Below are 25,012 nucleotides of genomic sequence, written 5' to 3' on the forward strand. Positions count from 1 at the left end.
ACGGCGCCCGCTTTGTTTTGGTGCGAACGAGGCGAGCCGCGCAATGGCCGCTCGTGCCCGCTGCTAGAATCGTGCGACTTCCCCCGGCTCGCACAGGTCCTACCGATGAACCGTTTCCGCGGATTCCTGCATGGCGTCGCACTTTCCCTCGGCAGCCTCGGTATCGGCGTATTGGCGCTGCCGGCCGCGCATGCAGCCGACGGCAATATAGAAACGCTCGTGTTCGTGCGCCACGGCGAGAAACCCGCGCAGGGCTTCGGCCAACTTAATTGCCAGGGGCTCAATCGTGCGCTTGCGCTGCCGGCGGTGATCGCGGCCAAGTTCGGCAAGCCCGACGCGATCTACGCGCCGGATCCCGGCCAGCAAAAGGACGACAGCGGGCATTCTTATTATTATGTTCGGCCACTGGCGACCATCGAGCCGACTGCGATCCAGTTCGAGATGCCGGTGCAAATGCCGTACGGCTTCGCTCAGATCGACCAGCTCGGCGCCACGCTCGTCAATCCGGCCCATCGCGGCAAGCTGATTGTCGTTGCCTGGGAACACAAGCTGATTGTGAAGTTGCTGCGCCAGATGCTGAGCGCGCACGGCGGGAGCGCCGCCGATGTCCCCAACTGGCAAAGCGACGACTTCGACAGTATTTATGTCGTTCGCCTCGCCTGGGAAAACGGCGCGGCGCGCGCCAGCTTCAAGCACGATCATCAAGGATTGGACGGCCGCACCGCCGATTGTCCTTGTGCGGCGCTGCCCGGCGCTCCTTCGGCGGCGGCCGCGGGCGCTTCCGCCGGCACGGCAGACTAATCGGGTAATAAAGATTCAAAGACGGCGCGGCTAATTCAACGCCTGGCGCCAGGTAGCGATGAGTTGCCTCAAGCAGCCTGAAAAGCGGCCTTCGACCATAGGCTCAAACGTGGATTCGGGCCGATTCCGTTTCACGACATCAATTCGTCATCGAGCAAGAAAAGTTTGCGCAGATGATGCGCAACGCCTGCTTCGAAGTTATTGCCGATACGCGGCACGTTCGGCAAGCGCGTCATGAGGTCCGGATTGGCGTTGTTCATCATGAACGGATGGCCGGCTGTTTCCAGCAGGTCGATATCGTTCATGTTGTCGCCGAACGCCACGCAGCGCGACGCATCGACGCCAAGGCGTTCGAGCACGATCTGCAAAGCTCGCCCTTTCGAGACGTTCGACGTCATCACTTCCAGGCAATCCGGCAACGAATAGGTGACGTAGAGCGCGTCGCCGAATTCGCGCGCCAGATTTGCCGCGACCTGGGCGAGATCGCCGGGCTCACCGATATACAGGGCCTTCGCAATGTCGACGCCGTCGTGCCTGGGCAGATCGGTGACCTCGTACGTGAAGCCGGAATCCTGATGAAACTTCAGCAGGTCCGGCGCGTCGCGATCGATCAGCCACGCCTGGTCGGCGAACAGGTTGACAATCACACGGCCATGCTCGCCGGCGATTTCCGGCTGCACCAGACGCTGCACGATGGCCGGCGGCAAATCGTCCGCATGGATCACCGTGTTGTCCGGAGCGTGGATACGTGCGCCGTTCGACGTAATCAGGTACGGACTGATGCCCAGCAGGTCGCGAATGCCCGCGACGTCGCAATAGTGGCGGCCTGTGGCGATCACGAAGTGCAGCCCATCGGCTTCCAGCTTGCGCACGGTGGAGATCGTGAACGGGTCCACCTGGTGATCGGCGTTGAGGAGCGTGCCGTCGAGATCCGTGGCGATGACTTTATACATGGTATGAGCGGCCGGACAGCGTTAAAGAACGTATTTTACCGTTGCCCGCGGCATCCGCAGAATGCTCGCCAGCCACCCCGCCATTCTCAGCCGGCGATGCGGGCGGCTTCGCGTTGTGCCAGTTGCAATCCGCCGTGCGCCGAGTCGGCCAGCGGCTCCCGTAGACGGGACTGATAGACCTGCGGCACGTACTCGCGCAACGGCGCGCCGAGGCCGCCGCACAGCGCGACTGGCAGGCTCGCCGAGGGGTCGAGCGCCGCAATCATCTTGCCCACCTCCGCTCCGGCCTCGCCGAGCAAACGCGCCGCAAACAGATGCGTGCGATGCGCGATGACAATCGGCGCGAGCCTCGCATAAGCGGTCTGGTTAGCCTCGCAAAGCCACACGACGAGACCGTCGCGGTCATGCGCGCCGACGTGGGTGAGCAGCGCCTGCGCCAGACCGTCGTTGGGCCCCCGTCCATCGAGCGCCTGTTGTGCATGCACAATGGCCCGCAGGCCAAGCCAGGCGCCGCTCGCTTCGTCGCCCGACGGATAACCGTAACCGCTGACGATGCGGCATGCGCCGTCGCCGTCGAGCGCCGCCGCTACGCTGCCGGTGCCCAGCGCGACCACCACGCCGGGCGCGCCGCCGTGCGCACCGAGCAGCGTGGTGTAGGCGTCGCTTTCAATTGCGAGTCCGACCACTCCGGGCGCCAGCGCGCGGAATGCCGCCAGCCAGTCGCGGTTGTTGACGCCCGCGAGCCCGCAACCGAGTACGCAACGCGACCAGTCCAGTGTCACGCCCGCGCGTGCAAACGCCTCCTGGCAGCCTGCCTGAATGGCCTGCCATGCGCGTTCTACGCCAAGGCCCAGGCCTGACGGTCCGCTCGCCGCCTGCGCCAGTTCGCGGCCTTGCGAGTCGCCCAGCACGACGCGCGTGCCGCTGCCGCCGCCGTCAATGCCGAGCAGAAAGAAATCTGTAGTCATCGAATCGAGTGAGTTCAGGTGGTGAATAACGCATAGCGTGGCAGGTCGATTTCAATTCGGCAATCGGCTGAACGGCCAGCTTGCGGCGCGCAGGCGTTCCGCTATGCTGGCGGGCGACATGACAATGCAGGAGCATGAAAGTGACACAGCGATGCAACTGGGTATCGAGCGATGCGCTCGCACACTACCACGACACCGAGTGGGGTGTGCCGTCGCGCGACGACCGGCATCTGTTCGAGATGCTGGTGCTGGAAGGCGCGCAGGCCGGCCTGTCATGGTCGACGATTCTCAACAAGCGGGCCGGCTATCGCCGTGCATTTGCCGATTTCGACATCGACAAAGTGGCACGCTTCACGCCTAGGCATGTCGATGTACTCGTGCTGGACGAAAGTATCGTGCGTCACCGCGGCAAAATCGAAGCCGCCATCGGCAACGCACGCGCCGTGCAGCAGATTCAGGCAGAGCACGGATCGCTCGCCAACTTCGTATGGTCGTTCGTCGATCAGACGCCGATCCAGAACGATTGGGCCTCGTACAAGCAGGCACCGGCGTCGACCGAGGTCTCGGACGCGCTCAGCAAGGCGCTGAAGCGCTACGGCTGCAAATTCGTCGGCTCTACGATCTGCTACGCGTTCATGCAGGCGGTCGGCATGGTGAACGATCACGAAACGAACTGCATGTGCCGCGCGCAATGCGCGGCGCTCGGCAAGAAGGGCCGCAATCGCAAAGCCGGCTGACGCGGCAACACTGCCGGCCCAGCGGCCGGCCTGCTTGGTGCCGCGGGACTGCCAAAGGCTGGAGACTCAGGGAAACGCCCGAGCGGCATTCGCCTTGTGCGACTGGGCTGCGCGGGAAGCGGCAAGGGCTGTCATGCGTCCGCCTAGCATCAAACCCGCGCCCCAAAAGCAAAACGGCGGCGTGGCTTCTTTCGAAGCTCACACCGCCGTTCGGCCGTGCAGAAAAAACGTGCTTAGTGCAGCTTTTTCGGCAGCATCTGGCTGCGCAGGCGCTTGTGCAGGCGCTTCACAGCAGCAGCCTTCTTGCGCTTACGCGCCGTCGTCGGCTTTTCGTACGATTGGCGCTCACGCAGTTCAGCGATCAGGCCGTTCTTTTCGATTGCGCGACGAAAGCGGCGAATCGCCACTTCGAACGGCTCGTTTTCCTTCAGAAGAATCGTCGTCATGTAATTCCTAACTCAATCACTTGATACGGGTTAATTGCGTGGCGGGAAACCGCTCACGCGCCGGCCCTCCGGTCGTTCCGATTCATGGCCAGTAACAGGCAAACGCGGGTAGAACCCGGCCAAACCACGAATGAAACGAGAGGCAAAGCGGCCACGGAGGCCGGAAAAGAGAGGTGGGGAGCTCACCGCGCAACGCGGACAGACGTAATGCAAAACCGCGTCTGCTGCCGTTTCGCCAACCTTTCATCAATGAAAAATATTGACGAAACAGGCAAAGATCTCAATTCACTCCCGATGATATCAGGAAATTCTCCATCCTACCAGGGGTTTAGCGACTGCGCCAGGTCACTCGCATCATCAGGCGCTCGCTTCGTCCAGTTCGCGGATATCGGCGCCGCTCAACATCAGATGGACAGCGGCGGCGAGGCTTTCGAGCTGTTCGACCGACGTGGCGCTGGCAATTGGGGCCGTGACGCTCGGCCGCGCGATCAGCCACGCCAATGCGATCGTGGCTGGCGTGCTGCCGTGCCGCTCGGCGACCTGGTCGAGCGCGCCCAGAATCCGCAAGCCGCGCTCGTTCAGATATTTTTCGACCCGGCTGCCGCGCGCCTTGTTGGCCAGATCCGCCGGCGAGCGGTACTTGCCGGTCAGAAAGCCGCTTGCAAGGCTGTAATACACCACCACGCCGAGCTGATTGGCGAGCGCCACCGGCTCGATGTCGCTTTCGTATTCTGCCCGGTCATACAGGTTGTACTCCGGTTGCAGTAGCTGATATGCGGGCAAGCCGTGCTGGCGGGATACGGCAAGCGCTTCCTCGACCCGCTCGCCGCTGTAGTTGGACGCGCCGATCACCCGAACCTTGCCCGCCTCGATCAGCTTTTGATAAGCGCCGAGCGTCTCGGCCAGCGGCGTGTCGGTGTCGTCGTCGTGGGAGAAATAGACATCGATGTAATCGGTTTGCAAACGCCGCAACGAATCTTCGACGGCTGCCTGGATGTTGGCCGCCGACAAGCCCTTGCGCTGCGGGTGTTTGGAGACCTTGGTGGCGAGCACGATCTGGTCGCGCTTGCCGCTCTGCCGAAACCAGTTGCCGATGATGGTTTCCGACTCGCCGCCCTGGTTGCCCGGCACCCACGCGGAATAGACATCGGCGGTATCGATAAAGTCGAGACCGGCATCGGCAAACGCATCCAGAATCGAAAACGAGGTTGCTTCGTCGGCGGTCCAGCCGAATACATTGCCGCCGAACATAAGCGGCGCGACCTCTAATTCGGAATGTCCAATCGTGCGCTTTTGCATGATTTCTCCGGGGTTTGTCACAAGAGAAAAAGAGAATACGCCGTCTTTTCAATCCCTGCAGCGCGTCGGCCGAACAAGGCTGGGAGCCGTTTCCAGACGGGCGCTGCATCAGCCGGCATGGAAAACAATTGGGTTGCGATTGCAGAAAGTCCCTCAAGTTTTTTTTAGGGGCGCCGTCAACCTTCACTGAGGCGGCCAGCAATGAACGAGTGCTTCCGCCGATGCCAACGTGGCGTATTGGGCTTAAGGCTTTTTTAGGAGATTTTCAATGCTCGGAATCAATAGCAACATCAACTCGCTGGTTGCACAGCAAAACCTTAGTGGCTCGCAAAGCGCCCTTTCGCAAGCCATCACCCGCCTGTCGTCGGGCAAGCGCATCAACAGCGCAGCGGACGATGCAGCAGGTCTGGCAATCTCGACGCGTATGCAATCGCAGATCAACGGCCTGAACCAAGGCGTGTCGAATTCGAACGACGGCGTGTCGATGATTCAAACCGCATCGAGCGCACTGTCGTCGCTGACCTCGAGCCTGCAGCGTATTCGCCAACTGGCCGTGCAAGCATCGACCGGTTCGCTGTCGTCGAGCGACCAGGCAGCACTGCAGAAGGAAGTTTCGGCGCAAATCTCGGAAGTGAACCGTATCGCGTCGCAAACGACGTACAACGGCACGAACATTCTGGACGGCTCGGCAGGCAGCGTGTCGTTCCAGGTCGGCGCGAATGTCGGTCAGACGATCAGCCTGGATCTGAGCCAGTCGATGTCGGCTGCGAAGATCGGTGGCGGCCTGGTGCAAACGGGCGCGACGGTCGGCACGGTCGCCGTTAGCCTGGACGCGGCGGGCGCCTACACGGCCACTGGCGCAGCGATCACGGCGGTCAACGTGCTGTCGGACGGTAAGGGTGGCTATACCTTCACCGATCAAAACAACCAGGCTATCGCCGCGGGCGTCGCAGGCGCGATTTTCAGCTCGGGCACGGCAGCGGGCACCGGCACCGCCATCACCACCCTGGCTCTCAGCGCCGGCGCGACGACGACGGCAGGCGCAGGCTCCGCTGCTCAGGTTGCAGCAGTCGCACAGATCAACGCGATCAACAGCCCGCCGACGGTTTCGGGCCTCGACATCAGCACAGTCACCGGCGCGAATCAGGCGATGGTCTCGATCGACAACGCGCTGCAAACGGTGAACACGCTGCAAGCTTCGCTGGGTGCCGCACAAAACCGCTTCACCGCGATCGCAACGTCGCAGCAAGCTGAGTCGACCGACCTGTCGTCGGCACAATCGCAAATCACGGACGCCAACTTCGCACAAGAAACGGCGAACCTGAGCAAGGCACAAGTGCTGCAACAGGCCGGCATCTCGGTTCTGGCGCAAGCGAACTCGTTGCCGCAGCAAGTTCTGAAGCTCCTGCAGTAAGAGCTGACGCAGTAACGGCGATGCGCCGCGCGCAAGTGCGGCGCATCGCTGGGTTTCAAGCAACGGGAGGCATGCCTCCCGCTGTGCATTTCCGTTCCGTAGTGATGTAGCATCGCGCAACACCAAGAACAGATTCCTCGACGCCTGGAGCCTCCGCATGTCCTCGATCTCAACCACGTCTTCTACGGCAAGCGCCAATGCTGCGCTGCAGTCGGCCGCTCAATCGATCATCAGCGGCTCGACCGGCAATTCGTCGATGGATGTGTCGACGCTCGTTACGGCACTCGTAAACGCGAAGACCGCAGGACAAACCGCGGCTCTGACGGCGCAACAAACCAAAGACAACACCACACTGTCCGCGTACGGCGCACTGAGCTCCGCGCTGAGCGCGTTGCAATCGGGCATCGCGAGCCTCGCCAACGGCACCACGCTGTCGACTTTCGCGGCAACCGCGAGCGGCAGCGGCCTGACGGCAACGGCGGGAGCGGGCGCGGCGGCGGGCAGCTATTCGGTTGCGGTATCGCAGATCGCCAGCTCGCAGGCCTTGTCGTCCGCGGCATTCGGCGCAACGACGCAACTGGGCACCGGCACGCTGACGATCTCGCTCGGCGGCAAGTCGATGAACGTCAACGTCGACAGCACCAACAACACGCTCGCCGGCATCGCCTCCGCGATCAACGCCGGTAGCAGCAACCCCGGTGTCACCGCGACCATCGTGACCGGTACGGACGGCGCCCACCTCGTGCTGCGCTCGGCGAGCACGGGCGCCGCCAACGTCATCAACGTTTCGACCAGCAACGTGACGACCGACAACGGCCTGTCGAGCCTCGGCGTGACGTCGACTGCGAGCACCACCGGCGGCCAGTCGTCGATTACCTCTGCGAATTCGAGCAATGCCTGGACACAGAGCGGATTTGCCCAGGACGCGGAATTCACGGTCGGCGGAATCGCCGCCAGCAGTTCGACCAATGCCGTGACCACCGCCATTTCGGGCGTCACGATGAATCTGACGTCTGCGTCCGCGGGCACCACGCAGACGCTGACCGTTTCGCAGGACACCGCGTCGCAAAGCACAGCGATCAATAATTTCGTGAGCCTCTACAACACCGTCGTCACGACGATGTCCTCGCTTTCGTCTTTCACCGCGGGGTCCAGTTCGCAAGGTCCGCTGCTGGGCGATTCGACGCTGCAGACGATCAAGAACATGCTGGCCACGATCGTCGGCGGCGCAGTCGGCTCGGGCAGCTCAGGCACCACTTTGGCGTCGATCGGCGTTACGCTGAAGGACAGCCCGGCCGACGGCACGCTGGTCGTCGACAGCAGCAAGCTGAGCACCGCGCTGACCAGCAGCCCGGCGACGATCGCCTCGCTGTTCAACTCCACGAACGGCATTGCCGCGCAGCTGAACAACAGCATCACCAACTTCACCCAGACCGGCGGCATCATCGATACGCGCAACACCGCGCTGAATGCCGATCTCAAGAGCATCACCACGCAGCAAACCGCGCTCGCTGATTACACGACGCAATTGACGAACCAGTATCAGGCGCAATTCACCGCGCTGAACACGTTGATGGCGACGATGAACAACAACTCGCAGTACCTGACCGCCTTGTTCGGCGGCACCAACAGCGCCGGTGCTTTGGCCACCAATAAGGGCTAAATAAATGGACGCGCTCGAAATGGACCAGACGGAATTGGTCGAACGCCTGCTGTCGATGACCCAGGCGATCGAGCAGGCAGCCTCGCTCGCCGACTGGCCGGAAGCGGCCCGCCTGACCGAAGCGCGCTCGCCGCTGCTGATGTCGCTGGCCGCGGACCAGGAACCGGCCGCGCTCGACATGATCCGCCGGATCCAGGCGATCGATGCAGCACTGCTCGCCGATGCGGAAACCACCCAAAACGAACTGCACATCGAGTTCGAGGCGGCGATCGGGCGCACCAGGGCCGCCGGCGAATATCAGCGTGTTGCGCGGCTGTGACCGGTGTCAAAGCCCGGCCGACGCCATTTGACCGAAAAGCTGGACAGAATCGCTTGACCGAACAATAAGAACCACGCGCTGAAGCCAAGCGCGCTCGTTCCCTCCGCCCGCCTCGTGCGGGCTTTTTTCTTGCCGTCCGGCTTTCCGCTCCCCCTCTCCATACGCTAAACAGGCGACCTTTTTACCGTCATCTCCGCGCATCGGAACCGCTCGCCTCGTCGCACAATTTCTCCCATAGACCATTCCGTGCTGAGACCATGACTTCCCTGTACGAGCAGCCGACCGCTGAACCCTTGACGCCCGAACAGCAACTCGAGCAAGACATTGCGCTCGTTTTGCAAACCGCGCTGGAGCACCATCACAAGGGGGAATCCGACGACGCCGAAGCGCTGTATCAGGCGATCATCGAGGCGAAGCCCAACCACCCCGACGTGCGCTACAACCTCGGTGTGCTGTACGTGCAGCGCAACCGGCCTGTTGATGCCTTGCCGTATCTGGAGGCGGCACTAGGCGGCGCGCCGAATAACGGGCAATTCTGGGTTGCTTATATCAACGCCTTGATCGATGCAGAGCAAGTCCCCGCGGCATGGCTGGCGCTCGAAATGGGTCAGCAACGGGGTTTGAAAGGGCCAGCGGTCAACGGCCTGATCACGCGCATGGCACACAACGGCGCCGGGTACGCCACATCCGCTGTCGCATCGCCGGTTGCATCGCCCGAACCCACTGCGAATATCGTCGTGGGTTCAGATACCGGCTCTATTACCGACGACGTCCCTGCGATTGATACTCGCCGTCCGACCCCGCAAGAAATGAATCGCTTCAACGCGCTCTTCGCCAAAGGCCACATCGCGGATGCCATCAAACTCGCGCGAAGCCTTACCGAACGATTTCCGTCCCACGGTCCCGCATGGCGCTCACTCGGCATTGCGTTGCATCGCGGCGGCCAGTTCGGCAACGCCATCGAACCTTTGAAGAGCGCAATATCGTTGGGTAGCGACGATGCTGAAGTTCGTAAGGCACTGGCCGACTTACTGCGGGTGACTGGTCAGTATGCTGAGGCAGAAGCCGAATGCAGAAGGCTACTCGAACTGAATCCAAACCATTCGGAGGGTCATCGCGTGCTTGGCCTGATACTCTCCGCCCGAGGACAGTATTGCGAAGCGATAGTCGAGTGCCGCCGTGCGGCCGAACTCACTCCCGAGTACGCGGAGGCGCATGGCACATTGGGCGTTGTGCTGCTTGATTATGGTGCACCAGATAAGGCGGAGCTTTGCTTCCACCGCGCGCTCGATCTTGAGCCCAAGAATGCAATGACGCGCAGCAATTTACTCTTTTGCATCGCGCACAACCCTAACATCAACACAGAGCAAATCTACGCCGAACATCGCAAGTTTGCCTGGTTTCATGAAGCCTCGCTGCGCTTGCCGCCGCCGCGTCACACCAATAGCCGCGCACCCTGTCGCCAATTGAAGGTCGGCATCGTCTCCGGTGACCTGTTCCGGCATGCAGTCGCCTCGTATCTGTTGCCGATCGTGGAGCCGCTCGCGAAAGACGAGAGCCTGAATCTCCATATGTACTACAACCATGTGGCCGAGGACGATTACACACAGCACTTCCGCAACTGCTCTGACCAATGGAACATGGTCGCCGGCATGACCGACGAACAATTCATTGCCAAGGTTCGCGCCGATAAAATCGATATCCTGATCGACCTGAGCGGGCACACCGGCCGTAATCGGCTACAGGCGTTCGCGCGCAAGCCTGCGCCGATTCAGGTGAGCTGGATCGGATACCCGGCGACGACCGGTCTCGATGCAATGGACTACTATCTCAGTGACCGTTTCTTTACGCCGTTCGGCGATATCGAGCGCCAGTTCTCCGAGAAACTTGTGCACCTGGCAGCCATCGGGCCGTTCCAGCCGGAGAAGAATGCACCGCCGGTCAACATCCTGCCGGCCATGCACAACGGCTACATCACCTTCGGCAGTTTCAACCGGCTGAACAAGTTGCGTCCCGACGTGATCGCCGTGTGGGCGAGGTTGCTTCGCGAGTTGCCCACTGCGCGGATGGTGCTTGGTTCAATGACCGGCGACGAAGGCGACGAAAACCTCGTCAGCTGGTTCGTCAACGAAGGTATTTCACGAGATCGGCTGAGTTTCCGCCCGCGCTCCACCATTGCGGTCTACCTGCAACAGCACTTTCAGGTCGACATCTGCCTGGACACCTTCCCCTATACAGGTTCAACGACCGTTCTGAACTCGTTGTGGATGGGCGTGCCTACGCTGACGATGGCTGGCAAGACCATGGCGAGCCGGGCGGCCACGGCATGGCTATCCCATTTGGGTCTTGACGCTTTCGCGGCAGAAGATGCGGACGACTTCGTGGCGAAGGGCGTCAAGCTTGCCTCCGACATCCCCGCACTCGCAATCCTGCGCACGGCGCTGCGGGAGCGCTGCATGCAGTCGCCCCCATTTCAACCAGAGGTTGTTGCAGAAAGCCTGTCAAGAGCATTTCGCACGATGTGGCAGCGCTGGTGCGACGGTCTCCCGCCGGTAGCCTTCAGCGCGCACGATCCGCAAGCAGCAAGCAGCGATCCGGTTCACACCGCATAACGATATTCATCCGTGACCCGGACCACAAAACAGTAGCGAGGAAACCATGGGCTCTAGCGCTCCTCTTCGTGCGATCGCGTCGCTGGACGACGAACGCATCTATGTGACCCAGCCGCATCTGCCGCCGCTGGCCGAGTTTCTCCCATACCTCGAAAAGATCTGGAACAGCAAAATCCTCACCAATGGAGGACCGTTCCACCAGCAGCTCGAAAAAACGCTCTGTGACTATCTGGGCGTTCAGCACCTCGCGCTATTCGCTAACGGCACGTTGGCCCTCGTGACAGCGCTGCAGGCGCTACGCATCAATGGCGAAGTGATTACGACGCCATATTCGTTTGCAGCGACTGCCCACTCGCTGCTGTGGAATGGCATCAAGCCGGTCTTCGTGGACGTCGACCCGCTCACGCTCAACCTCGATCCGGTGAAGATCGAAGCTGCCATCACACCGCAAACGACTGCCATCATGCCGGTTCACTGCTATGGCCATCCGTGCGATGTGGACGCCATTCAGAAGATCGCCGACAACTACAATCTCAAAGTTATTTACGACGCCGCGCATGCATTCGGCGTCCAGACCGAAAATGGCAGCGTCCTTCAGCATGGCGATCTGTCGATCGTCAGTTTCCACGCCACCAAGGTCTTCAACACGTTCGAAGGCGGCGCCATTATCTGTCCTGACGCGAAGACGAAGCAGCGCATCGATCATTTGAAGAACTTCGGTTTCGTGGATGAGGTCACCGTCGTGGCGGCCGGCATCAACGGCAAGATGAGCGAAATCAATGCTGCCTTCGGGCTTCTGCAGTTGCAACATGTCGACAAGGCTTTGGCGCGACGCAAAGCGATCGACGCGCAGTACCGCAAACTGCTGGCGGACGTGCCCGGCATCCGTTGCCTGTCCGACGCCGGTGAAAAAGTGGCGAATTATGCGTACTTTCCCGTGCAGGTCAAAGACGGCTTCCCGATCAGCCGTGACGCGCTGTACGCACGCCTGCGGGAAAACGAGATCTACGCGCGCCGCTACTTCTATCCGCTGATCTCTGAGTTTCCGATGTATCGTGGACTGCCGTCGGCGCGCAAGGACAACCTGAAGTCTGCGAGCGAAGCGTCAAAACGTATCCTGTGCCTGCCGATATATCCCGATCTGGATCCAGCGCAGGTCGAACGCATTGTCGGCATCGTTGCCAGCACAAAATGACCCATACGGGTCCTTACAGCGAGACACATGCAATGGAAAGCATTGTTCTTGTAGGGTCATCTGGCCACGCAAAAGTCATCATCGACATCGTGGAGAAGCAGGGACGCTACAGGATTGCCGGTTTGATCGATGCCTTTCGCACGGTTGGCGATGAAACCCTCGGCTACTCGATTCTTGGGGCTGAAACGGACCTTCCGCGATTGACGGCCGAACACGATTTAAAAGGTGCGATCGTGGCCATTGGGGATAACAACGTTCGGGCGAAAGTTGTCGCCAGGGTCACAGATTTTTGTCCTCCGCTGCCGTTCGTCAATGCCGTGCATCCGGAGGCCAGTATCGGAAAAGGAGTGACCATCGGGGCCGGGACGGTTGTCATGGCGGGAGCCGTTATCAATCCCTGCTGTCAGATCGGACGATTTTGCATAGTGAATACGAAGGCGTCACTCGATCATGACTCTGTGATGGAGGATTTTTCGAGTCTCGCGCCTGGCGTGACAATCGGCGGAAACTGTCGAATCGGCACCCACTCAGCAGTGAGCATCGGCGCTGTGTTGCGCCACGGCATCGCGATCGGGGAGCACAGCGTGGTTGGAGCCGGTTCTACGGTCCTGAAGGCGGTTGATGCCTTTTCGGTTACCTACGGAAACCCCGCGAAAAAAGTCCGCGACAGACAGCGAGAAGACAAATATTTATAGTGCCGTCGCTAAAGCGAGGCGGGGCGCGGCCCAAACTGATGCGGCATACACCAAGATCATCCTCAAGGAAGAATGGCAGCGCCTAAAACGCAAGGTTGCATATCCCAATCGGTTGATAAGGGAAATCCTCGCGACCAGTAAGCCTGATATGGTGGCCGTAGGCGCGATGCTGCGTAAGCCCGCGCCTAGCGTTGCCTCGTCGTTGTCCAATGAAATTCCATCGCCGCTCAGGCCCCCGGCCTGAGTTTCCCCCAATACCCGCTGGGAGTTTCGGAGCCTCGGACCGTCGGTGTTTCGGACGGCCGGGTTAGCACCGCAAAACCGCCGTTGAGTGCGCGCGAACCTGAATGGCTGCCTCGGGTCGGCGGCAGTGGAAGTTCGCCGTAGAAACAAGTACGGCCATGGGCGGTCATTCGATGCCTTAGCGAAGATCGTCGACACCGAAGTTATAACGTTCCGAGGCGACTGGAATTTGTGACGCCATCGCCGCCGCACGTGCCTAGTTGCGGCGCGCGTTGAGAGTCGTTTGGAGTCTTGCAGGCGTCGCCCGTTACACAAAGTCCAATGAGGGCATTTTGGGGAGACGACGCCACAAGCGATCAAAATCGTCGCTATTGTGGCGTAATCTCGGAGAGAAATTAGCACTCTTCACTATGCCAAGTCTTCAAAACCTTGGCAATTGCGTCCGCAGAGCACCGATTCGGATTAAAGGTTTTTCAGGCCGGTGCCGGGCAAGTCGCGCCTTGATAAACCATATTGTAGGTATAGTGCTTATCCCACGACAGCGGGGTTTGAGGAGCATTCCATTCAGCGTATTCACCTGACATGGTCGTAGCAGTTGTCAATTGCCCCATCCCGATCGTCGCCAGCGTAACCGAACCCATAGGGACGTTGCCGTACCACTGAACCTCATTGCCGTTCTGGAACCAGTCACCGTTCCAGGAGTGTTGCGTGGTGGAATACCAGGTATTGCCGGGCTGGAGGCAAACCATCTGCGCGGCATAAGGCGTCCCGCCCGGTTCATGATAGAAACTAACTTGCCAGTAGCCGACGGGGGACGTAGTGTCAGCACAAGCGTAACCTATGCAGGTTTACGACGTGGTTTTGTCGGACGCAGGAACGACCTTGTCTCGACTGTCGGCGTGGGACTGCATGCCACGCATCATGAACAGCATCGAAAGCGGACAAACGAGTGCGATGGCAATCCCAATCAATGACGTCAGCGCCCCCCGGAACTGGGGCAGCGCCCAGTATCCAATGGTCAGAATCAGTGCGAGAGTCAGCGCCGTTGACACCATCGTCTTCGTGTTGCACTTCATGGTTAGGTCCTTATGGAAATTAGGATGAACGTTCGTCGCTAAGCGACGAGTCCATTACTTCGATGGTGCGGTTCCGGCCTGGTCGGAATACTTGAGCATGATGTCGCCCATCGCCCGCATCATTTCTCCATGCATACGCATCGCGGTCTTCGGGTCCATGCCCATGCTTGTACCCATCATTGGACAGCTACCCATCATCCCGTCCATGCCTGTCATGCCTCCCATCATCGAGCCGTGTTCGCGGCTCTGCGTAGATGTGCCTGAATTGTTGCTGGCGCCACCACCGTCGCCGCAAGACTGACGGCACTTGTCGTCAACAGGAATGCTGACAAGGCCGCCGTTCGTAGAAATTTCGTGTTCATGTAACTCTCCGAATTCAAGTTCGTGCATTGCTGGAAAAGAACTGACGACATTCAGTTTGATGGTCATCACACTCGCGACAGGGCGAGCGCAAGCCACGGCACGAAACCGTTCAAACCTTGGTCGATATGGGAGTTACAGCGAGCGCGGCGGAGGGGCTGGCAGTTCGGAAATGAACTGCGCCGTCAGAGAATGGACGACAGCCTGATAGACAGGCGAGGAAGGTACAGTGATAACTGCGTACGTCACGGGTACGACCGGCACGCCGCAGACAGCGCCACCCATGCCGCCATGGCACGCAGGTTGGGCCGTCATGTTCTGGTGCTTCGAGCCTTGCTCGCAAGTCCCAATGGTGGACGCATGCGAGGTTTGCATATCCTGATGTGCAGCTACCATCGATGACATCGCTGGGCAAAATGCCGCCTGCGCCGGGTAGCCAAGAAATGGCATCCACGCAATCAGAAAGCAGGCAACGAGTTTGGCCCAGATTTTCATAAAATTCAGTATAGACGCGGCAATAGCACGCTGCCACGGTTTGCTTCAGGCCTTGTGCGCTGCATCACGTTACCCTCCCCATCGTTTCAGGTGCGCAAGGAACGCATCGGGCCCCACGAATCCCGCGAGTGGGGCGTCGGGTTGTTGCTGACCGTTCCTGTTGTAAAAAATCAGGGCTGGCGGTCCGAAAAGCCCGAAGCGCCGTAGCAGCGCCGTATCTTCCGCGGTGTTCTTCGTGACGTCGATGCGCAGTAGCTTCCAGTGCGCGAATTCGCTGACCACGCGTGGGTCGGTAAAGGTAAAGCGCTCGAGTTCCTTGCAACTGATGCACCAGTCCGCGTAGAAGTCGACCATCACGGGCTGTCCGTTCGCGGACCTCAGCGCCTGGTCCAGTTCGGCATTCGACCGTATCGCCTCGAAATTTGCTGCGGCCTTCGCTTCCGTTTCTCCGCTTGCCGATGACGACGTTCGCATCACCCCACCGAGCGGTGTCAGAACATCAAAATTTCCTGCTGCAACACCTATGAATTCGGTAACCCCGGCAACCAGCAGCAATGCACCCATCGCCTTTGCCACGCGTGAGATACCAGGCGCATCGGGCGGCAGCGGGTCAATCGCCCGAAGCATCATCCCGCAACCGGTCAGCAGCAGCGCCACCAGTACCATCAACAGCCAGGCCGGCAGCAGCGAGTAGACAAACCATAGTGCTGCGGCGAGCAGCATGACGCCCAGCGCGTTCTGAACAGCAACCATCCAATAACCTGACCTGGGGAGGATGTGTGCGCCAAATGTACCGACGAGCAGCAGCGGAACGCCGATTCCAAGGCCCATTACATACAGGGCGAGCGCTCCGCCAACGACATCATGGCTGTTGGCGATATAAAGCAGCGCGCCCGCCAGGGCGGGTGTCGAACACGGGCCGACAATCAAGGCGGAGAGCATACCCATCACGAACACCGGAACAGTCCGGCCGCCGGGCAGACGATTGCTCCACTCAGTGATTCTCGTTTGCCAGCCCGCAGGTAGCTGCAAGCGAAACACGCCGAACATTCCGAGGGCAAAAATCACCATGAGCAGGCCAAAGCCAGCGAGCACCCAGGGTTTTTGTGTTACGGCCACCAGCGGAATGCCGATGAGCGCGGCGATGGTGCCGGCTACCGCATAAGTAATCGCGAGTCCCTGTACATATGCGAACGAAAGAACGAAGCCTCTTCCCAAAGACCGCCGTTCCTGCGTTCCACCAATGACGGCGGCCACGATGGGAATGAGCGGATACATGCATACCGTGCCTGCCATCAGCAGACCGGCAAATAGAAAACCCAGCAGCTCCGGTACGGAGATGCCATTCGCCGGATGCAGATTCATTCCCAGTGGTGCTGCCACGGGCGACTGGATTTCACCAACGCCCGGGAATCCGGAATTCCCAGCGGGGGCTTTGCTCGCTGCAGTGACGGACGTGACAGAGCCATTGGCCGACACACGATAGTTTCGCGTCTGCGGCGGATAGCAGACGCCAAGGTCCGCGCATCCCTGCGACGTAACGGACAGCGCGACGCTGGTTGCGACGGGGCGAGGTAGAGAGACGTGAATTTGCACCGGCTGGTGGTAGACCGTGACCATACCGAAGGTGGGGTCGTTCTTCAGCTCTCCGGGTGGCATCTGTTCCGGCTTTATCGACGTACCGTCCACCGCAAAGCTGAATCTGTCCCGGTACAGGTAGTAGCCTGGTTGTGTGTCGAAATCGAGCACGACCTGCTGCGGTCCGCCAGACGTGACTCGCAATGGAAAGGCGCGCTCCGGAGGCAGCAGGTCGGACTCGTTCACGGCGTGAGCGGCCAGTGATGCCAGTATGAACAGCAAGCCAAGTGCGACCCGCAACATGCAATTGAGCATATTCGCGAAACGGCAATTGCCTGGCTGGGCAAAAAGGGATGTCGTTTGCATCGCTGGCCTCTATTCGTGCAAAGCCGGATTGCAGGCTCACCGGGTATGGTGAGCCTGCAAGTACAGCATCAAGACTGTTTTTCGAGTTTCACAATCGTCAGCGTGCCATTGACGTTCTCGACACGAACCTTGACCTTATCGCCCTCGTGAACCTGCTTGACCATCGCCGCATCCTTCGCCTTGAACGCCATCGTCATCGGTGGCATCCCGACGTTCTCCAGCGCACCGTGCTTCAGCGTGACCATGCCGGTCGCAGCGTCCACCTTCCTGACCTCCGCATCGGTGAGCGCGGTGTTCGATGACGTCTTCGAAGCCGCCGGCTTCATGGACATGTTCATGCCGGCCATGTCATCGCCGGCGAACGCGGGCGCAGCAAACGTGCCAATTGCGCAGACAGCAACAGAGGTAACAAACAGCTTCTTCATCAAAATTCTCCAGTTTGGGTAGATGGCACTTTCATGCCGGAATTTACTGCATGGGAAAAACGCGCCTGGTTCAGCTTTCGCGCACGGCGGCGCTGTAGCAGGAACCAGGCTGCGGGGATGACGAACATCGAAAGGATGGGCGCCGTGACCATGCCGCCTACCATCGGTGCGGCAATGCGTTGCATGACTTCCGAACCGGCACCGTGTCCGACCATGATGGGGATGAGACCAGCCAGCACGACAGCGACCGTCATCGCTTTCGGTCGCACGCGCAGCACCGCGCCTTCGCGAATCGCATCGAACAGAAGCGCCTCGGTTAGCTGTTCACCATCCTCCAGCCTGCGATTGAGCGCGCCCTTCAGGTAGAGCAGCATCACGACACCGAACTCGGCTGCGACACCAGCTAGCGCGATAAACCCAACTGCCGTCGCGACAGACACTGCATGACCCAGAATCCAGATGAGCCAGAACCCGCCGACCAGCGCGAACGGCACCGTCGACATCAGAAGGAGTGCATCGGCCGCGGAGTTGAAGGTCAGGAAAAGCAGCACGAAGATGACGACGAGCGTCACGGGAATGACCGTGCGCAGCTTCGCGGCAGCGCGCTCCAGGTATTCGAACTGTCCGGACCAGGCAATCGAGTAACCGGGAGGCAGTACGACCTTATCCGCGACAGCACGCTGCATCGCCTTGACGGCTGACTGCAGGTCCGTGTTGCGAATATCGACGTACACGTAGCCGGAAAGCCGCGCATTCTCGCTGCGAATCATCGGTGGACCATCGGCAATCGTGATGTGCGCGACATCGCCGAGCCGGATTTGTGCACCACGGTCTGTGACGACCGGTAGCTGACGCAGTTTCTCGAGCGAATCCCGGATTTCGCGTGGATAGCGGATGTTGATGGGGAACCGCTCACGGCCAGCAATGACTTCGCCGACATTGTCACCACCCACTGCCGAGGACACGACCGACTGGATGTCCGCCACGGCGAGCCCGTAACGTGCAGCCGCCAGCCGGTCGATGTCGACGTCAACGTAGCGGCCCCCGTTCAGTCGTTCAGCCAACGCCGATGTGACGCCCGGAACATCCTTGACCGCCGCTTCGACCTGCGCCGCAACCTTGTCGATTTGCGTGAGGTCCGGGCCCGAAATCTTGACCCCAACGGGTGTCTTGATGCCGGTGGACAGCATGTCGAGACGATTACGAATAGGCGGCACCCACACATTCGATAGCCCCGGCACCTTGACCGTCCGGTCCAGTTCATCGACCAGCTTCTCCGGCGTCATGCCGGGTCGCCACTCGCTGCGTGGCTTGAACTGAATCGTCGTCTCGAACATTTCGAGCGGCGCCGGGTCGGTCGCGGTGTCCGCACGCCCAGATTTGCCAAAGACCGTTGCGACCTCTGGGACAGTCTTGATAAGGCGGTCCGTCTGCTGCAGCAGTTCGCTGGTCTTCTCGGCGGAGATGCCCGGAAGCGCTGTCGGCATATACAGCAGGTCGCCTTCATCGAGCGGCGGCATGAATTCGCCGCCGAGCTGGGAAAGCGGAATCACCGAAGCGGCTAGCGCGACGACCGCCAGACCAATGGCAACCCACGGCCGCCGCAGCGTCGCTTCCAGCAACGGTCGGTACAGTCGAATCAGCACGCGATTGATGGGGTTCGAATTTTCATGAGGGATGCGACCTCGAATCAGATAACCCATCAGCACCGGCACCAGCGTCACCGACAACCCGGCAGCAGCGGCAATGGTGTAGGTCTTGGTGAAAGCCAGCGGAGAGAACAGCTTCCCCTCCTGCCCCTCGAGCGAGAACACCGGGATGAACGACAGCGTGATGATGAGCAGCGAGAAGAACAACGCCGGCCCCACCTCCGCTGCGGAGGTCGCGATGAGTTCCCAGCGCTGAGCCGTCGTGATTGGTTCACCCGGATGCTCGTGGTCGTACGCTTCGAGATGCTTGTGAGCGTTCTCAATCATCACGATGGCCGCGTCAATCATCGCCCCGATGGCAATTGCAATTCCGCCCAAGGACATCAGGTTCGCGTTCACCCCCTGATAGCGCATGACAATGAAGGCGGCCAGCACGCCAAGCGGCAGTGACAGAATCGCCACGAACGCACTGCGCAAATGGAACAGGAACACCGCGCAGACCAACCCAACGATGATGAATTCCTCGATGAGCTTGTCCTTGAGATTGTCCACCGCGCGCTCGATGAGCTGGGAGCGGTCGTAGGTGGTCACGACTTCGACACCAGCCGGCAAGGAGCGCTTCAGGTCGGCCAGTTTCGCCTTCACCGCATCGATAGTCGTCAGCGCGTTCTTGCCGGAACGCATAACGATGACGCCGCCTGCGACTTCTCCCTGGCCATTCAGCTCGGCAATACCCCGTCGCATCTCGGGTCCGATTTGAATCCGGGCTACATCGCCGAGCAGAACCGGCGTACCGGCATCGTTCGTGCGCAATACGACGTTGCGAAAGTCGTCGAGCGTATGCAGGTAGCCAGACGAACGAACCATGTACTCCGACTCGGCCATCTCAACGACCGACCCACCTGATTCCTGATTCGCCTTGCCCAGTGCATCCGCCACCATGGCCTGGGTGATGCCGTACGCGCGAAGTTTGTCCGGGTCCAGGACGACCTGATACTGTTGGACCATGCCGCCAATGGATGCGACTTCAGACACGTCCGGCACTGACTTCAGTTCGAACTTCAGGAACCAGTCGTTCAGTGCACGAAGTTGTCCGAGGTCGTGTTGCCCAGTTTTGTCGACAAGTGCATATTCGTACACCCAGCCAACACCGGTTGCATCCGGTCCAAGCGAAACAGTCGCGCCTTGCGGCAGGCGGCTCTGTACCTGGTTCAGGTACTCGAGTACGCGCGAGCGAGCCCAGTACTGGTCGGTCTTGTCATCGAACAGCACATAGACGAACGCATCGCCGAACGACGAATATGCGCGGATGGTTTTCGCTCCGGGCACCCCAAGCAGCGTCGTGGTGAGCGGATATGTGACCTGGTCTTCGATGACCTGCGGCGCCTTCCCCGGATACGACGCCTTGATGATGACCTGCGTATCGGACAGGTCGGGCAACGCATCGAGCGGCGTTTGCGTGACCGAATAGACGCCCCACGCCGTAACGAGCACGGTCGCGAGTAGCACCAGGAAGCGGTTGTGGATAGACCACCTTATAAGACGCGCAATCATTTGGCGCCTCCGATTGGCTCGACCTTGGTCAACTGGTATCCGTCACCCGACTGCCTGAAAACAAAATGAACAGTCTGGCCAGGTTTCACGTCCGGGAACGCCGTCGGCGACGGCTTGCCGAATGTCATCGTCATCGCACCCCACCCCAGAGCTGGAACGGGTTGATGCGAAAACGTGATGTCTCCGGCCGTTACCTGTTCGACCTTACCTGTGGTGTCGTAGGTCTGCGGTGCTGCTGCAGCAGGTGCTGGAGCGGGCGCACTCGCACCGGTCGGCGCGGTTGCTTCGAGCTTCGGCAGAACGGATTTCAGACTCGCTTCCGAGTCAATCAGGAACTGGCCGGATGCAACGACCTGCTGGCCTTCAGTCAGGCCGCTGCTTACCTCGGTATCGTCGCCGGCATCGTTGCCAACGACGACCGAGACAGGTTGTAACCTGCCGTCTGAGTTCCTGACGATGACTACCGACCGCTTACCCGTCGTGATGACAGCTTCCGAGGGAACGAGCAACCGTGATATCTTTTTCGCGGCGCCAATGCGAGCCCGCATCAACATCCCCGGCGTCAACCTGAAGCCCGCGTTATCGATTTCGAGGCGTGCCTGGAGGGTGCGACTGCTCTTGCTGATGCCCGGCAGGATTTCGCGGATGTGTCCCGTGAAATGCTGTGCGGGGTCGCCAGCAAAGACAGCGTCCACGCTCATGCCTGGTTGAACCTGGAGGGCCAATGCTTCGGGCACCTCGACCACGAGCCACAGCCTGTTGAGCCCGGAGACCTTCGCGAGCGTCTGCCCGGGCGGCACCATCGCACCATCGCGAACGTTCAGTTCGGTCAGCACGCCGGTTTCCGGTGCGGATAGCGTGATGTGCGTCTGCGCCTTGCCGGTGCGGTCGAGACTTGCAATCACGCCGTCCGGAATGGACATCGCACGCATGCGCGCACGTGACGCCGCAAGCATGCCGTCATCCATGCCGCCACGTTTCAGCGCCAGATACTCCTCCTGCGGCGCAAGCCAATCTGGAACGAAAAGCGACGCAATCGGAGCGCCTTTCGTTACGCGTTGCATCGGGGCGCTGGCGTAAAGATGGTCAATGTAGCCGGTCACCCGCGACTGGACGACATCAGCTTTCGACTCATCGAACTGCGTAGTGCCTACCGCGTCGAATCCGTCCGTTGTTTCCTGCCGGCGCACAGACGCGTAGCGAATGCCGAGGTTCTGCTGCAACCCCGGGTCAATCCTGATGCCGTTCGAGCCGCCTTCGTCGGCATAGACCGGCTCCAACTGCATGTTCATGAAAGGCGACTTGCCCGGCTTGTCGAAATGCTGGTTCGGCACCATCGGGTCGTGCCAGTACAGTACCTTCCGGCCAGTCTTCGGGTCAGTTTTGTAGCCGGAAGGTGTAGCCGCAAGAGCGCTCTCGCCACTCATCGCCGAACGATGCGTGCCGGCGACATAGCCGGCCCCGAGCAACGCCGCAGCGGCAAACACCATCAGGGCCACGCGTGTCAGTAGTTTCTTTTGCATGTCGTTCTCCTTTACTGACTCACGGACATCGAGGCGGGCACGACCTGGTATTCAAGTTGGGCCCAGGTCTGGGATACGTCTCGCTGCAGGTCGAGCACCTGAAGCTGGGCGTCGAGTTGCGCGCGCCTGGCAGCGAAGGTGTCCGCGAGCGAGCCTGTGCCTGCCTTGTACGCTGCAGTCGCGAGTTGAGCGCGCTGGTCCGCAGCGGGCAGCAGGGAATTGCGGAGATTGTCGATACGTTCGCGACCGCTGGCGAGAGTTGCCGCCTGCGTGCGAATATCCGCTTCCACCTGACGCTGCGCGTCCTCGTACATCAGACGCGCCTTGGTGCCGAGTTCCGCCTTTTCGGCGGCATCGCGGTTCTGGCGATTCTTGCGGTTGATGGGGAGTGGAATGCTGACGCCGACCGACACCATGTTCGAGTACGCCCCGCCTCGCTGCTGGTACGAGACCTCCCACGTCCAGTTGGGACTGCGGTCGCTGTTGGCAACCGCAGTATCGGCGTCGGCTACGGCGATGTCCCGTGAGGCTGCGATGAGCGCCGGCTGCACGTCACGAAGTTTCTCGGACGGCAGGGACGATACGTAGGACTGTGGTGCCGGCGGGTCGCCGGTCACATCGGAAACGGGCGTTGCCGTCCATCGGGACAGGCCAATGAGCGCGGTCTGAAACGTCTGTTGCGCCTTAAGCAATTGGTCCTGGGTCTGCGCCAGCATCGCCTGGGCCTGCGTCACATCGGCCGCAGTCGCTTTTGCCCCGCGATAAGAGGCTTTCGTCGCCTCCAGCTCATGGGTCATGTGGCCAACGAGTTCCTGCTGCAGCGAGACAGCTTTCTTCGCATAGACCGCGTTCAGCCACGCGGTGGCCGTTTGCTGGCGCGTGTTCGCGAGCTGGGCAAGGTAGCCGGCCCGTTCGCGGTCCACTACGTCGTTCGCCAACACGGACCGCAGCCGCCGCTTGTCCCCCGATACCCATTCCTGTTCGATGCCGATACGGCGCATGGTCATGAAGTCCTGACCGATGGTGAACCGTTGAGGTCCGTTCACCGGCAGGTTGTCCACGCCAGCCTTCAGCATGGGGTCCGGCAACTGGCCCGCTTTTACGGCCACCTCCGAACTGGCGCGCACTGATGCCTGCGCAGCCCCCATGGCGGCGGAGCGGTCGGTAGCGGACTGGAGCGCCGCATCAAGCGTGACGGGTGTTTCCTGCGCGTGCGCGGCGACGCTCGCGAGAAGCAGCGCGGCAAAAAGCGAACGCGCACGCAGTGGTGCACGCCGGTATGACGGCGTGCCAATAGTTAAAGGCATGTTCTAACCCCAACGGCGGACTCCCAAAGGAATCCACGTCCTGGACGCAGGACGACCTCACCGCAAATGCGGTGAACCTGTCAGCAAGGGATTAGATGGCGCACGGAGGTCGCCAGAGACCGGCCGGTTCACGGACGGACAGCGACTGTGCGTAGTGGAATACGACGGGGCTGGACAGCCCGGCAGGACGGGTTATTTCAGTCGCGGATACCGGATGATACAGACTACCAAGCTGGCATTGCGCCGTTACCTTGCAGAAGAAGCCTTTGGCTTTCCCCGGTTGCGAGGATTTCATCGTCTCGCAGCCAGGCATCTCCGAAGACATCGCAGCAGCGTCGTCGATGCCCATGCTCATCTGCATTGGACATTCTCCAGTCAAGCCGCTAGCCGCCAGCCCACTGATGGGCAGCGCAGCGCAAAGCAGCAGAAGGAGCATTGTCCGAAGGAATTTCATGGCTGGGATTATAGCGAAGGTATTTTATTCATGTCCCAGGCAATTTGTAGCCTGCGTCGCCCTCCGCACACAGCGGTCGCTCGAATAGAGCGTTTACTACCCCTTGACCTTCCCGTCATGGGAAGGTTCACGCTTGGGCTTCTGATTTGCTACTGGAGCTGGAAATGGAATTTGAAGTCAAGGATATGTCATGCGGCGGGTGCGCTAACTCTATTACGCGCGCGGTGACCAGCGTCGACCCGGCAGCAAAGCTCGACATCGATGTCACCACCAAAATCGTGAAGGTCGATTCGGCGTTGCCACGGGAGCGTCTGGTCGCCGTGATTGAGGCGGCGGGGTTCCATCCTGTGGTCAGCGCATAATCAGGTCGCCCGATGAGGGCGGAGGAAATGCGGCATTCGCCTGGGCATTGCGGCATATGCCTGCGTCTGAGCCTGTCACTTTGCCGAAGGCGGCAACGGCATCCGACACCGTAGCGTTGGTAGAGCAGCACCCAGGCAGGAGGTTGCGATGGAGATTGTCACTGCAGTCGGCCATGCTCTCTGGATGGCCTTCACGATGTTGTGGCAGATATTCTGGGGATTGAGTCTAGGCTTCCTGTTCTCTGCGGTGATTGAAGTCATCGTCTCGAAGTCCGAGATGTCGAGGCTTCTGCCGGATGCGTCCCCACGGTCCCTGACGGTCGCCAGTCTGCTCGGCGCGGCGTCCTCCTCCTGTTCCTACGCCGCTGTCGCCATGGCACGCTCCATTGTGCGCAAGGGCGGCGACTTCACTTCAGCGATGGCGTTCCAGTTCGCGGCGACGAATCTCGTGCTCGAGCTCGGTGTGCTGATGTGGGTCCTGGTGGGTCCTGATTTCGTGGCAGTTCGCCGCCGCTGAG

At 60.5% G+C, this 25,012-nt stretch carries 23 protein-coding genes; 10 read left to right on the plus strand and 13 right to left on the minus strand.

All coding sequences use genetic code 11. From position 1 onward, the window contains the following. Positions 1 to 105: 105 nt before the first annotated feature. Positions 106 to 801, plus strand: a complete 696-nt coding sequence (locus tag SB772_RS24185) for a histidine phosphatase family protein (protein ID WP_410835730.1) — start codon at positions 106 to 108, stop codon at positions 799 to 801. A gap of 131 nt (positions 802 to 932) precedes the next feature. On the opposite strand, the gene SB772_RS24190 is transcribed toward SB772_RS24185, so the two are convergent. Together SB772_RS24190 and SB772_RS24195 are read right to left on the minus strand one after the other, a co-directional pair. Then, complete coding sequence (locus SB772_RS24190) at positions 933 to 1,754, minus strand: Cof-type HAD-IIB family hydrolase (RefSeq protein WP_410835731.1); 822 nt, start codon at positions 1,752 to 1,754, stop codon at positions 933 to 935. An 86-nt stretch (positions 1,755 to 1,840) separates the two neighbouring features. Continuing rightward, positions 1,841 to 2,722: a BadF/BadG/BcrA/BcrD ATPase family protein gene (locus SB772_RS24195; RefSeq protein ID WP_410835732.1), complete on the minus strand. Its 882-nt coding sequence runs from the start codon at positions 2,720 to 2,722 to the stop codon at positions 1,841 to 1,843. A 134-nt stretch (positions 2,723 to 2,856) separates the two neighbouring features. Here SB772_RS24195 and SB772_RS24200 point away from each other — a divergent pair, with 134 nt between their 5' ends. Then, complete coding sequence (locus SB772_RS24200; protein WP_410835733.1) at positions 2,857 to 3,459, plus strand: DNA-3-methyladenine glycosylase I; 603 nt, start codon at positions 2,857 to 2,859, stop codon at positions 3,457 to 3,459. Positions 3,460 to 3,692: 233 nt separating this feature from the next. Here the strand turns inward: SB772_RS24200 and rpsU are convergent, their stop codons facing one another. Both rpsU and SB772_RS24210 read right to left on the minus strand, forming a co-directional pair. Continuing rightward, on the minus strand, positions 3,693 to 3,905 hold the full coding sequence (gene rpsU, locus SB772_RS24205; protein ID WP_006050883.1) for a 30S ribosomal protein S21: 213 nt from the start codon (positions 3,903 to 3,905) through the stop codon (positions 3,693 to 3,695). 357 nt (positions 3,906 to 4,262) lie between these two features. Continuing rightward, a complete protein-coding gene (locus SB772_RS24210; protein ID WP_410835734.1) occupies positions 4,263 to 5,204 on the minus strand; it encodes an aldo/keto reductase in 942 nt (313 codons plus the stop codon). Between the two features lie 268 nt (positions 5,205 to 5,472). Here SB772_RS24210 and SB772_RS24215 point away from each other — a divergent pair, with 268 nt between their 5' ends. From SB772_RS24215 to SB772_RS24240, 6 genes are all read left to right on the plus strand, one after another. Beyond that, on the plus strand, positions 5,473 to 6,618 hold the full coding sequence (locus tag SB772_RS24215) for a flagellin (protein WP_410835735.1): 1,146 nt from the start codon (positions 5,473 to 5,475) through the stop codon (positions 6,616 to 6,618). A 157-nt stretch (positions 6,619 to 6,775) separates the two neighbouring features. Beyond that, positions 6,776 to 8,281, plus strand: a complete 1,506-nt coding sequence (gene fliD / locus SB772_RS24220; RefSeq protein WP_410835736.1) for a flagellar filament capping protein FliD — start codon at positions 6,776 to 6,778, stop codon at positions 8,279 to 8,281. A gap of 4 nt (positions 8,282 to 8,285) precedes the next feature. Beyond that, on the plus strand, positions 8,286 to 8,600 hold the full coding sequence (locus SB772_RS24225; protein ID WP_410835737.1) for a flagellar protein FliT: 315 nt from the start codon (positions 8,286 to 8,288) through the stop codon (positions 8,598 to 8,600). 266 nt (positions 8,601 to 8,866) lie between these two features. After that, positions 8,867 to 11,212 carry a tetratricopeptide repeat protein gene (locus tag SB772_RS24230; protein WP_410835804.1) on the plus strand — a complete coding sequence of 782 codons (2,346 nt, stop codon included), beginning with the start codon at positions 8,867 to 8,869 and terminating at the stop codon, positions 11,210 to 11,212. A 46-nt stretch (positions 11,213 to 11,258) separates the two neighbouring features. Then, positions 11,259 to 12,407: a dTDP-4-amino-4,6-dideoxy-D-glucose aminotransferase VioA gene (gene vioA / locus SB772_RS24235; protein WP_410835738.1), complete on the plus strand. Its 1,149-nt coding sequence runs from the start codon at positions 11,259 to 11,261 to the stop codon at positions 12,405 to 12,407. 32 nt (positions 12,408 to 12,439) lie between these two features. Further along, positions 12,440 to 13,102 carry an acetyltransferase gene (locus tag SB772_RS24240; protein WP_410835739.1) on the plus strand — a complete coding sequence of 221 codons (663 nt, stop codon included), beginning with the start codon at positions 12,440 to 12,442 and terminating at the stop codon, positions 13,100 to 13,102. Between the two features lie 1,091 nt (positions 13,103 to 14,193). On the opposite strand, the gene SB772_RS24245 is transcribed toward SB772_RS24240, so the two are convergent. The 9 genes from SB772_RS24245 to SB772_RS24285 all read right to left on the minus strand — a co-directional run bounded on the left by SB772_RS24245 (position 14,194) and on the right by SB772_RS24285 (position 24,132). Further along, positions 14,194 to 14,421 (minus strand): DUF2933 domain-containing protein, encoded by a 228-nt coding sequence (locus tag SB772_RS24245; RefSeq protein ID WP_410835740.1) that lies wholly within the window; start codon positions 14,419 to 14,421, stop codon positions 14,194 to 14,196. Between the two features lie 54 nt (positions 14,422 to 14,475). Beyond that, complete coding sequence (locus SB772_RS24250) at positions 14,476 to 14,850, minus strand: hypothetical protein (protein WP_410835741.1); 375 nt, start codon at positions 14,848 to 14,850, stop codon at positions 14,476 to 14,478. Positions 14,851 to 14,916: 66 nt separating this feature from the next. Beyond that, positions 14,917 to 15,276, minus strand: coding sequence for a hypothetical protein (locus SB772_RS24255; protein WP_410835742.1), 360 nt, complete (start codon positions 15,274 to 15,276; stop codon positions 14,917 to 14,919). Positions 15,277 to 15,345: 69 nt separating this feature from the next. Then, on the minus strand, positions 15,346 to 17,220 hold the full coding sequence (dsbD, locus tag SB772_RS24260; protein WP_410835743.1) for a protein-disulfide reductase DsbD: 1,875 nt from the start codon (positions 17,218 to 17,220) through the stop codon (positions 15,346 to 15,348). Between the two features lie 68 nt (positions 17,221 to 17,288). Then, positions 17,289 to 17,645, minus strand: a complete 357-nt coding sequence (locus SB772_RS24265) for a copper-binding protein (protein WP_410835744.1) — start codon at positions 17,643 to 17,645, stop codon at positions 17,289 to 17,291. Further along, the gene (locus tag SB772_RS24270; protein WP_410835745.1) at positions 17,645 to 20,848 is read right to left on the minus strand and encodes an efflux RND transporter permease subunit; all 3,204 of its coding nucleotides are present in this window, start codon (positions 20,846 to 20,848) and stop codon (positions 17,645 to 17,647) included. The genes SB772_RS24265 and SB772_RS24270 overlap by 1 nt, the downstream gene beginning before the upstream one ends. Next, positions 20,845 to 22,371, minus strand: coding sequence for an efflux RND transporter periplasmic adaptor subunit (locus SB772_RS24275; protein WP_410835746.1), 1,527 nt, complete (start codon positions 22,369 to 22,371; stop codon positions 20,845 to 20,847). The genes SB772_RS24270 and SB772_RS24275 overlap by 4 nt, the downstream gene beginning before the upstream one ends. Before the next feature lie 11 nt (positions 22,372 to 22,382). Continuing rightward, positions 22,383 to 23,678: a TolC family protein gene (locus SB772_RS24280; RefSeq protein WP_410835747.1), complete on the minus strand. Its 1,296-nt coding sequence runs from the start codon at positions 23,676 to 23,678 to the stop codon at positions 22,383 to 22,385. Between the two features lie 91 nt (positions 23,679 to 23,769). Continuing rightward, the gene (locus SB772_RS24285) at positions 23,770 to 24,132 is read right to left on the minus strand and encodes a hypothetical protein (protein ID WP_410835748.1); all 363 of its coding nucleotides are present in this window, start codon (positions 24,130 to 24,132) and stop codon (positions 23,770 to 23,772) included. A 164-nt stretch (positions 24,133 to 24,296) separates the two neighbouring features. On the opposite strand from SB772_RS24285, the gene SB772_RS24290 reads away from it, so the two are divergent. Both SB772_RS24290 and SB772_RS24295 read left to right on the plus strand, forming a co-directional pair. Continuing rightward, complete coding sequence (locus SB772_RS24290) at positions 24,297 to 24,494, plus strand: heavy-metal-associated domain-containing protein (protein WP_410835749.1); 198 nt, start codon at positions 24,297 to 24,299, stop codon at positions 24,492 to 24,494. Positions 24,495 to 24,642: 148 nt separating this feature from the next. Continuing rightward, a complete protein-coding gene (locus SB772_RS24295) occupies positions 24,643 to 25,011 on the plus strand; it encodes a permease (protein ID WP_410835750.1) in 369 nt (122 codons plus the stop codon). The last annotated feature ends 1 nt before the right edge of the window (position 25,012 follow it).

This window comes from Paraburkholderia sp. SIMBA_030 (genome assembly GCF_046535245.1).
In the GTDB taxonomy this organism is placed as follows: domain Bacteria; phylum Pseudomonadota; class Gammaproteobacteria; order Burkholderiales; family Burkholderiaceae; genus Paraburkholderia.

What these genes read in the sequence shown, in the direction of transcription:
- SB772_RS24185 (WP_410835730.1), top strand. Translation starts at nt 106, where the DNA reads ATGAACCGTTTCCGCGGATTCCTGCATGGCGTCGCACTTTCCCTCGGC.
- SB772_RS24190 (WP_410835731.1), bottom strand. Translation starts at nt 1,754, where the DNA reads ATGTATAAAGTCATCGCCACGGATCTCGACGGCACGCTCCTCAACGCC.
- SB772_RS24195 (WP_410835732.1), bottom strand. Translation starts at nt 2,722, where the DNA reads ATGACTACAGATTTCTTTCTGCTCGGCATTGACGGCGGCGGCAGCGGC.
- SB772_RS24200 (WP_410835733.1), top strand. Translation starts at nt 2,857, where the DNA reads ATGAAAGTGACACAGCGATGCAACTGGGTATCGAGCGATGCGCTCGCA.
- rpsU (WP_006050883.1), bottom strand. Translation starts at nt 3,905, where the DNA reads ATGACGACGATTCTTCTGAAGGAAAACGAGCCGTTCGAAGTGGCGATT.
- SB772_RS24210 (WP_410835734.1), bottom strand. Translation starts at nt 5,204, where the DNA reads ATGCAAAAGCGCACGATTGGACATTCCGAATTAGAGGTCGCGCCGCTT.
- SB772_RS24215 (WP_410835735.1), top strand. Translation starts at nt 5,473, where the DNA reads ATGCTCGGAATCAATAGCAACATCAACTCGCTGGTTGCACAGCAAAAC.
- fliD (WP_410835736.1), top strand. Translation starts at nt 6,776, where the DNA reads ATGTCCTCGATCTCAACCACGTCTTCTACGGCAAGCGCCAATGCTGCG.
- SB772_RS24225 (WP_410835737.1), top strand. Translation starts at nt 8,286, where the DNA reads ATGGACGCGCTCGAAATGGACCAGACGGAATTGGTCGAACGCCTGCTG.
- vioA (WP_410835738.1), top strand. Translation starts at nt 11,259, where the DNA reads ATGGGCTCTAGCGCTCCTCTTCGTGCGATCGCGTCGCTGGACGACGAA.
- SB772_RS24240 (WP_410835739.1), top strand. Translation starts at nt 12,440, where the DNA reads ATGGAAAGCATTGTTCTTGTAGGGTCATCTGGCCACGCAAAAGTCATC.
- SB772_RS24245 (WP_410835740.1), bottom strand. Translation starts at nt 14,421, where the DNA reads ATGAAGTGCAACACGAAGACGATGGTGTCAACGGCGCTGACTCTCGCA.
- SB772_RS24250 (WP_410835741.1), bottom strand. Translation starts at nt 14,850, where the DNA reads ATGACCATCAAACTGAATGTCGTCAGTTCTTTTCCAGCAATGCACGAA.
- SB772_RS24255 (WP_410835742.1), bottom strand. Translation starts at nt 15,276, where the DNA reads ATGAAAATCTGGGCCAAACTCGTTGCCTGCTTTCTGATTGCGTGGATG.
- dsbD (WP_410835743.1), bottom strand. Translation starts at nt 17,220, where the DNA reads ATGCAAACGACATCCCTTTTTGCCCAGCCAGGCAATTGCCGTTTCGCG.
- SB772_RS24265 (WP_410835744.1), bottom strand. Translation starts at nt 17,645, where the DNA reads ATGAAGAAGCTGTTTGTTACCTCTGTTGCTGTCTGCGCAATTGGCACG.
- SB772_RS24270 (WP_410835745.1), bottom strand. Translation starts at nt 20,848, where the DNA reads ATGATTGCGCGTCTTATAAGGTGGTCTATCCACAACCGCTTCCTGGTG.
- SB772_RS24275 (WP_410835746.1), bottom strand. Translation starts at nt 22,371, where the DNA reads ATGCAAAAGAAACTACTGACACGCGTGGCCCTGATGGTGTTTGCCGCT.
- SB772_RS24280 (WP_410835747.1), bottom strand. Translation starts at nt 23,678, where the DNA reads ATGCCTTTAACTATTGGCACGCCGTCATACCGGCGTGCACCACTGCGT.
- SB772_RS24285 (WP_410835748.1), bottom strand. Translation starts at nt 24,132, where the DNA reads ATGAAATTCCTTCGGACAATGCTCCTTCTGCTGCTTTGCGCTGCGCTG.
- SB772_RS24290 (WP_410835749.1), top strand. Translation starts at nt 24,297, where the DNA reads ATGGAATTTGAAGTCAAGGATATGTCATGCGGCGGGTGCGCTAACTCT.
- SB772_RS24295 (WP_410835750.1), top strand. Translation starts at nt 24,643, where the DNA reads ATGGAGATTGTCACTGCAGTCGGCCATGCTCTCTGGATGGCCTTCACG.